The sequence below is a fragment of the Streptomyces sp. NK15101 genome, assembly GCF_020400725.1.
GTDB lineage: Bacteria > Actinomycetota > Actinomycetes > Streptomycetales > Streptomycetaceae > Streptomyces.
In genome coordinates this window covers 1-8,077 of record NZ_JAINVG010000157.1, presented here as the reverse complement: position 1 = coordinate 8,077, position 8,077 = coordinate 1, and the positions used below count along the sequence as shown (strand labels likewise).

Annotated in this window: 8 protein-coding genes; 3 read left to right on the top strand and 5 right to left on the bottom strand. The window is 73.5% G+C overall.

Features of this window, described 5'->3' with window-relative positions:
• Together K7G60_RS37695 and K7G60_RS37690 are read right to left on the bottom strand one after the other, a co-directional pair.
• On the bottom strand, nt 1–447 hold a 447-nt coding region (locus K7G60_RS37695), incomplete at its 3' end, for a transglycosylase family protein (RefSeq protein WP_225805479.1).
• Between the two features lie 94 nt (nt 448–541).
• Complete coding sequence (locus K7G60_RS37690; protein ID WP_225805478.1) at nt 542–1,825, bottom strand: cytochrome P450; 1,284 nt, start codon at nt 1,823–1,825, stop codon at nt 542–544.
• 86 nt (nt 1,826–1,911) lie between these two features.
• Between K7G60_RS37690 and K7G60_RS37685 the strand changes: the two genes are divergently transcribed.
• Nucleotides 1,912–3,132, top strand: coding sequence for a globin domain-containing protein (locus K7G60_RS37685; RefSeq protein ID WP_225805477.1), 1,221 nt, complete (start codon nt 1,912–1,914; stop codon nt 3,130–3,132).
• Between the two features lie 65 nt (nt 3,133–3,197).
• Complete coding sequence (locus K7G60_RS37680) at nt 3,198–3,854, top strand: hypothetical protein (RefSeq protein WP_225805476.1); 657 nt, start codon at nt 3,198–3,200, stop codon at nt 3,852–3,854.
• Between the two features lie 50 nt (nt 3,855–3,904).
• On the opposite strand, the gene K7G60_RS37675 is transcribed toward K7G60_RS37680, so the two are convergent.
• The 3 genes from K7G60_RS37675 to K7G60_RS37665 form a co-directional block, all read right to left on the bottom strand.
• On the bottom strand, nt 3,905–4,873 hold the full coding sequence (locus K7G60_RS37675; protein ID WP_225805475.1) for a nucleoside triphosphate pyrophosphohydrolase: 969 nt from the start codon (nt 4,871–4,873) through the stop codon (nt 3,905–3,907).
• Nucleotides 4,874–4,892: 19 nt separating this feature from the next.
• Nucleotides 4,893–5,537 (bottom strand): SurA N-terminal domain-containing protein, encoded by a 645-nt coding sequence (locus K7G60_RS37670; protein WP_225805474.1) that lies wholly within the window; start codon nt 5,535–5,537, stop codon nt 4,893–4,895.
• An 80-nt stretch (nt 5,538–5,617) separates the two neighbouring features.
• Nucleotides 5,618–6,601 carry a glycosyltransferase family 2 protein gene (locus tag K7G60_RS37665; RefSeq protein WP_225805473.1) on the bottom strand — a complete coding sequence of 328 codons (984 nt, stop codon included), beginning with the start codon at nt 6,599–6,601 and terminating at the stop codon, nt 5,618–5,620.
• A gap of 126 nt (nt 6,602–6,727) precedes the next feature.
• Here K7G60_RS37665 and K7G60_RS37660 point away from each other — a divergent pair.
• Nucleotides 6,728–8,077 (top strand): YfhO family protein (locus K7G60_RS37660; protein ID WP_225805472.1); only part of this gene is annotated, 1,350 nt, incomplete at its 3' end.

The window sequence follows — 8,077 nt, the reverse complement described above, 5'->3', positions numbered from 1 at the left end:
GTCGGACTCGGGAAGGGGGCCGGTGGGGGTCGCCGGGACGACGGCCGGGCCGGGGTTCACCCCGGTGGCCTTGCCGTCGTTGGTCAGGCCGGCGATCGGCGCGCAGGTGGCCCACTCGTTACTGCCCTTGGCGAGCGCCTTCTCGGCCACCGCGATCTGCTGGGCGCGGCTGGCCAGGTCGGGGCTGGGCGCGTACGCGAGGCCGCCGTGCCGCTCCCAGCTGTCCTGGGTGAACTGCAGGCCGCCGTACATGCCGTTGCCGAAGTTGGCGCTCCACTGGCCGCCGGACTCGCACTCGGCGACCCGGTCCCAGGTGGCGGCGTCGGCGGCGGAGGCGGATCCGGTGGCGAGCAGAGGCAGCGCCATGGCGGATCCGGTCACGCCCGCGGCGACGACGAGGGCGGGGGCCTGACGGGGGCGACGGTGTCGTCCGTTCCCGGAACGCATAGGAGCGCCTTTCGCGTGACGGCTGAGACTGCCGGGAAACGTAGCCGCATTCGAACGTCCGTCACAAGTCGATGGCGCCACGATCACACGAAGATCACATTTCTGATGGCGCATCAGTAGTCAGGACCGGTACGGAAGGGGAGAACTCCACCGGAAGCGTGCGCAACCCCCGCATGATGAGCCCACCGCGCCACCGCAGTTCGGCCGGATCGGCGGCAAGTCGCAGGTCCGGCAACCGGGTCAGCAGGGTCGCGAGCGCCGTCTGTCCTTCGAGGCGGGCGAGCGGCGCGCCCAGGCAGTAGTGGATGCCGTGGCCGTAGCCGAGGTGCTGGTTGTCGCGCCGGGCGAGATCGAGCGTGTCCGGCGCGTCGAACCGCTCCGGGTCCCGGTCGGCGGCGGCGAGCACCACGAGCACCGGGTCGCCCGCCGGGATCTCCTGCCCGCCGATGGTCAGCGCCCGCGTCGCGTACCGCCAGGTCGCCATCTCCACGGGCCCGTCGTACCGCAGCAGTTCCTCGACGCCGGTCTCCAGGAGGCCGGTCTCCCCGGCGGCGAGCGAGGCCTGGAGCCGCGCGCGCTGCCCGGGGTGGCGCAGCAGCTGGTACACGCCGTTGCCGATGAGGTTGACGGTCGTCTCGAAGCCGGCGAACAGCAGGATGAAGGCCATGGCGGCGGCCTCGTTCTCGGTGAGGTGCTCGCCGTGGTCGGAGGCCCTGATGAGCCCCGAGATCAGGTCGTCCCCCGGCTCCTCCCGCTTGCGGTGGATGAGCTCCGCGAGGTAGCCGCGCATCTTCTTCACCGACCGGGCGACCCCGCCCCGCGGGCCCCCGCCGTGCCGGATCATCATCCCGGCCCAGTCCCGGAAGTCGTCCTGGTCCTCCGCGGGCACGCCGAGGAGGTCGCAGATCGCGTAGATGGGGAGCGGGAAGGCGAACTCGTGGATGAGATCGGCCGACCCCTTCGCCACGAAGGAGTCGATGAGCCGGTCGGTCAGCTCCTGCACGCGCGGGGTGAACTCGGCGACCCGGCGCGGGGTGAAGGCCTTCGAGACGAGCCGCCGCAGCCGGGTGTGGTCCGGCGGGTCGATGTTGAGCAGATGCGTCATCAGCTCGGCCTTGCGCTCGCCGGGGATCCCGGTCTTCCCCTTCGCGTGCGGGGACTCCTCGTGGTGCGCGGGGTTCTTGGAGAGCCGCTGGTCGGCGAGGGCCTGCCGGGCGTCCGCGTACCGGGTCACGAGCCAGGCCTCGACCCCGCTGGGCAGCGTCGTCCGGTGGACGGGCGCGTGCTCCCGCAGCCAGGCGTAGGCGGGGTACGGATCGCTCGCGAACTCCCAGGTGAAGAGCTCGGGCGCGGGGGCGGGGCCGGGGGTCGTACTCACGGCACGACCGTACAGGGCCGCTCCGGGAGGCACGTTCGTGGAGATCCTGTGATCAAGCGGTACAGGTGTGCCCTAGATTCTTGTCAGTGGATCCCCATCTGCTCAGAAGCACGTTCGCGGTCGTCGAGAGACGGGCCGAGCACGCCGTCACCTTCTTCTACTCGCACCTCTTCTGGCACAACCCCGGTGTGCGCGCGCTCTTCCCCGAGGACATGCTCCCGCAGCGGGACCGGCTCTTCGCCGCGCTCACCCATGTGGTGACCCACCTGGACGACCCCGGGCTCGCGGCCTACCTCGGGCAGCTGGGCCGCGACCACCGCAAGTTCCTCGCCTCCCCCGCCCTGTACGCGGCCGTCGGGCAGAGCCTGCTCGCCGCGTTCGCGCACGCGGCCGGTGCCGTCTGGACGGCCGAGGCGGAGAAGGCCTGGACCGAGGCGTACGGACACGTCGCCGATCTGATGCTGGCGGGCGCCGACGCGGCGGCCGGGGCCGGGGAGCCCGCCTGGTGGGACGCGGACGTCGTCCGCCACGAGCGGTACGGCGACGACCTCGCCGTCCTCACCCTCCGCCCCCGGCAGCCCCTCCCCTACCGCCCCGGCCAGTACGTCAGCGTCAGCTCGCTGCGGGTCCCGCGCGTCTGGCGCACCTACTCCCTCGCCGACGCGCCCCGCCCCGACGGCACGGTGGAGCTGCACGTGAGCCGGATCGCGGGCGGCGCGATGAGCACGGCGCTGGTCGAGGAGACGGGCCCGGGCGAGGTGCTGCGGCTCAGCGCCCCCGGCGGCGGGCTCGTCGCGCGGACGCCGCGGGGCGGACCGCGCACCTACATCTGCGGGGGTACGGGCTGGGCCCCCGTCCGGGCGCTCCTCGCGGAGGCCGCCGCGGCCGAGCCGGAGCTCCAGGGCCGGCTGTTCGTGGTGGCCCGCTCCAAGGAGTACCTGTACGCGCGCGAGGAAGCCGAGCTCCTGAAGGAACGCCTGCCCGGCCTGCACGTCACCTACATCACGGCCGCGCCCCGGCAGCGCAGGGACCGGGCGACCGAGCGGCTGCTGCAGGCGCTGCGGGCGTGCGTCCGCTGGTCCGCGCACGACGTGTACCTCGCCGGGCCGCCGGCCTTCGTGACGGAGGTCGCCGAGACCCTGGAGGAGCTGGGCACGGACCCGGCGCGGATCCACCACGACACCCTGCCGTCGGTGGGCCGCTTCACCACCCGCCCGAACACCGCGGCCGAACGCCTCCTCGGCCCCCCGGCCCCCCTCTGGCACAACCCGGAGGCGCGGGCGCCGCGCGAGGGGTGTTCACCGTAGGCCATGCGGCAGAGGACACGCGTGTCCGGCCGGGACGGGGCGCCTGTACGGGTCAGTCTCGGGCCATGAGACCCACCCGTATGCGCACGGCCGTGATCCCGGCCCTCGCGGCTGCGGTCCTGGCCGTCTGCGGCGCAGGCCAGGCCCGGGCCCAGGCCGATCCCCAGACCCGGACCCGACCCGTGAAGGCCGCCGCGGTACCTCCCGCCGACCACAACTGCCTCAGTCCCGACGGGACCAACCTCAACGTCTTCCTCGGCATCAGCGAGCGGATCGTCGGCCCGCCGGCCTGCCGCGAGGCGTTCACGGGCGAACGCTGGGTCCGGTCCTTCCCCTCCTGGGGGACGGCACCCGACGGGAACGGCGCGCGCTACCCCCGCGACTACACGCCCACGGTCTTCGACCCGATGCAGGACTTCCTCGCGAAGTTCCAGGGAGTCCGGATCGTCACCGACATCGGCACCGTCCGGGAGCAGAGCCGTACGTTCGGGTCGGAGGTCATCCGCCGGATCGCCACCTCCGGTGAGAACCCCTTCGCCTTCTTCGCCTCCGACCCGTTCCCCTCGCTCACGGCCGGCGAGCACACGTCGACGGTGTTCATGCGGCTGAGCGCGCGGCACTGCGACGGCCTCGGCCGCCGCCCGGCGGACAACTGCCTGCCCGGGGGCGAGTTCGTCTACTCGGGCCCCACGACGATCAGGTTCTTCCTCAAGTCCACGTGAGGCCGCGGAGGCCGGGCATCGGACCGCGTCCTGCCCTCCGCCGCGCGGATTCACGCGCCCGGGACGCCCTCCGCCGCGCGGATCGCGTCCCGGTACGTCCGGGCCGCGGCCCGCAGGGCCGCCTCCGGGTCCACGCCGGCCGCGTCGGCGCGGGCGGCGAGGGCGAGGAGTTCGTAGCCGATGCCCTCGCCCGCCGGGAGCTTCACGTCGAGGCCCGCCGACCGGACCCGCCCGGCGAGCTTCGCGGCGAGCGCGAGACCCGGCTGCCCGAGCGGCACCCCGTCGGTGACGGACTCCCGCTGCTTCTCGACGGCCTTGGTGCGCAGCCAGTGCGCGTGGACGTCCTCGGGGGTCTCGGCGGTCGCGTCCCCGAAGACGTGCGGGTGCCGGTGGACCAGCTTCTCGACGAGCGTCCCGGCGACGTCGTCCACGGAGAACGGCTCCTCCGCGTCCTCCTCGGCGATCCGGGCGTGGAAGACGACCTGGAGCAGCACGTCCCCGAGCTCCTCGCGCAGCTCCCGCCGGTCGCCCTCCTCGATCGCCTCGACGAGTTCGTACGCCTCCTCGATGGCGTACTTGGCGAGCCCCCGGTGGGTCTGGCGCGAGGTCCAGGGGCACTCCCGGCGGATGCGGTCCATGATCTGCACGAGGTCGAGGAGGCGGGCACCGGGCAGGTCGTACGAGCCGGGCAGCAGCTCCAGGTCGGGCATGGACACGCGGCCGGAGCCGGCGAGCCGGGCGAGGCCGTCGGTCAGCGCCCTGTCCCCCTCGCCGGAGGGCAGCAGCAGGACCGTACGGCCTCCGGCGCAGGCCTCGACGAGCTCCTCGGCGGTGGGCCGGACGTGCTCGACGGCGACGCCGGCCTCCCGCAGGTACGGCAACTGGGGGTGGTCCTCGTCGGGGCAGAGCACCCGGTCGGCTCCGTGCAGCGCCTGCCAGGCGGGCCAGGACAGCAGTCCGGGCGCCACGCGGTGGCTGGCGGTGAGCAGGACGATGCGGCCGGGGCTCTCAGAAGTCACCCTTCGAACTTACCCGGACTCACGCACCGGACGGGACGGCGGCCGGGTCCTGGCTGATCTGGCGGAGCCAGGGGGCCGTGGTGTCGGAGAGCCGGACCTGGGCGTCGTCCCAGCGGCCGTAGCGCGGGTTCACGTCGACGGCGAGTTCCTTGGAGGCGGCGGAGAAGACGTCCGTCAGCTTCTTCTGGCCCGCGGCGTCCTCGGTGACGCCCAGCTTCGCCGCGATCTTGTTCATGAGGACGTTGCGGCGGACGAAGGCGTCGATCTGGTCGGGCGCCACACCCTGCTCCTGGAGGAGGACGGCCTCCAGCTGGTCCTCGCCGCCGGCCTGGCGGACGAAGGAGGCCCGGGTCTGCTGGAGCTCGGCGCGGGTGGCGGTGACGCCGTTGTCGCGGGCGACCTTGTCGACGACCCGATCGAAGATCATGACGTTGAGTTTGCGGCGGCCGAGGTCGCCGGTGGCCGCGACGAGCTGCGCGGCCTGCGGCGAGGCCGCCTGCGCGGCCCGTACGTCCTTGACCTGGGCCTGGAGGCTGGAGACCTCGATCCGCTCGCCGCCGACGACGGCCGCCGCTCCTGGGTGGGCGTCACTGCCACAGGCGGTGAGCAGCGGGGCCGCGGCGAGCAGGGCGGCGGAGACGGTGAGCGCAGTGCGGCGGTGCAAAGGAGCCTCCCGGGCTGGTCGTGCGTCAGTTGAACGACCTTGCGGTGATCGATGGTAGGGAGTCGCCGGGGCCGGAGCCACTACTTCGGAGCGACTGTTTCCCACAACGACTCACCCGTCACCCTGGTGTCGGCCGCTTCCGAAGCGCCGCTCGTCTCCTTCAGCAGGTAGTGCGGCCGTCGCTTCACCTCGTAGTAGATGCGGCCGACGTACTCGCCGATCAGCCCGGCCATCACCATCTGCACGCCGGCGAGGGCGGTGACGGCGACGAGGAGGGTGACGTAGCCGGGGGTGTCGACGCCGTTGACGAGGGCGTCGCCGACGATCCAGGCCGCGTAGCCGAGGGCGACGACGGTGAGGAGGAGGCCGAGGTGGACGGCGGCCCGCAGGGGCTTGTTGTTGAAGGAGAGGAGTCCGTCGAGGCCGTAGTTGAGGAGCTTGCCGAAGGTCCACTTGGAGCGGCCCTGCTCTCGGGCGGCGTTCTCGTAGGAGAAGGTCGTGGTGCGGAAGCCGACCCAGGAGAAGAGGCCCTTGGAGAAGCGGTTGTACTCGCCCAGTCCGAGGACGGCGTCGACGGTGCGCCGCGACAGGAGCCGGAAGTCGCCGACGCCGTCGACGAGCTCGACGTCGACGAGCCGGTTGATCGCCCGGTAGTAGAGGCGGGCGGTGAGGGTACGGGTGACCCGGTCGCCCTCGCGGGTGCGACGGGCGACGACCTGGTCGTACCCCTCGGCGTGCAGGGCGACCATGCGGTGCACGAGCTCCGGCGGGTGCTGGAGGTCGGCGTCCATGATCACGACGGCGTCTCCGGCGGCGTGCCGGAGCCCGGCGAGCATCGCGGCCTCCTTGCCGAAGTTGCGGCTGAAGGAGAGGTAGCGGACCCGGTCCGGGTCGCGGCCGGCGAGCTCCCGGAGCAGCGGGAGGGTCCCGTCCCGGCTGCCGTCGTCCACGTAGACGAGCTCGAACCCACCCGAGAGACGGGAGAGTTCGGCGGTCACGCGGTCGTGGAAGCGGGCGAGGACGTCCTCCTCGTTGAAGCAGGGGACGACGATCGAGAGCAGCACGCGGACCACGACAACGGAGCCCGGTGACCCGGCCGGTCCGGGTGGATGACCTTCGGGCGACCATCACGTGAACTGACCCCGCGGGCACGGTCCTTCCCGTGGGGGCGCTGGCATATTCGAACGGTCATGCCGAACGCCACCCCCTCCCGGCCGCCCTCCGCCCGCCCCGCCGGCCCGCTCGCCGCGGTGCTCGCCGGCGTGCTCTCCGTCCTCGCCGTCTGCGGCGGGGACGCCGCCGCCCGGGTGTTCCCCTTCGGGCCGCGCCGCCGGGCCGTCAACGACCTCGCCAACCAGTTCGTGCCGTTCCACGCGCACCTGTGGGACCTGCTGCGGGGCCGGGCGGACGGCGGACCGCTGCTCGACTGGCAGGGCGGCTGGGGCACGAGCTTCCTGCCCGACTACGGCACCTACCTGTCGAGCCCCTTCGCCCCGCTGGTCGCGCTCTTCCCGCGCGGCGACATCGAGTACGCGGTGTACGGGATCACGGTCCTGAAGACGGCGGTCGCGGCGGCGGCGATGACGTTCCTGCTGCGGCGGACCGGTCCGGCGGGACCCTGGTGGTGGGCGGCGGTGCTCGGCGCCTCGTACGCGCTCTGCGGCTGGTCGCTCGCGGAGGGCACGTACAACCCGATGTGGCTGGACGGCCTGATCGCCTTCCCGCTGCTCTGCCTGGTGGGCGAATGGGTGCGGGAGGGCCGGCGGCCGCTCCTGGGGCCCCTGGTGGTGGCGGTCTGCTGGCTCGCGAACTTCTACACGGCGTACATGGCGACCCTGGGCGCCGCCCTGGTGCTCCTGGTCCGCCTGGCGGCCACGGACTCCTTCCGCCCGCGGACGCTGCTCCGGGCGGTGGTGACGACCGGGACCGGCGCCGGCCTCGCGGCCCCCGTCCTCGTCCCGGTCTTCCTCGGCTCCCGGCACGCCCACCCGGGCGCGGTCCGGGACTTCGACCCGGCGGCCGGCACGGACTTCTTCGCCCGGTTGCTCCCGGCGACCTACAGCTTCTCGACGCCGGCGGCCTTCGTCTGCACGGCGGTGCCGCTGCTCGCGGCGGCCCTGCTCTTCCGCCGGGACGCGCCGGGCCGGGAGCGGTGGCTGTGGGGCGGTCTGTGCGCGGCGGTCGCGGTGTCGATGCAGTGGGGCCCGACCCACCTCGTCTGGCACCTCTTCGCCACCCCCAACGGCAGCCCGTACCGCCAGACCTTCGTCCTGTCCGGCGTCCTCGTGCTCGCCGCCTGGACGGGCCTCTCCCACGGCCTCCCGGACCGCAGGTCGCTCCTCGGCGGGGCGGCGGTCGTCCTGGCCCTGACCGCCGGCGCCCTGCCGAGCCCGCTCCTCACCTCCTGGTCGCTGCTCCTCGCGGGCGTCGGCCTGGCGGCGGTGGCGGGCGCGCTCCTCCTCCCCCGCCGCGGCCGGTACGGGCTCCTCGCCGCGCTCCTCGTGACCGGGACCCTGCTGGGGCAGGCGGCGGCGACCACG

What these genes read in the sequence shown, in the direction of transcription:
- K7G60_RS37680 (WP_225805476.1), top strand. Translation starts at nt 3,198, where the DNA reads ATGAGACCCACCCGTATGCGCACGGCCGTGATCCCGGCCCTCGCGGCT.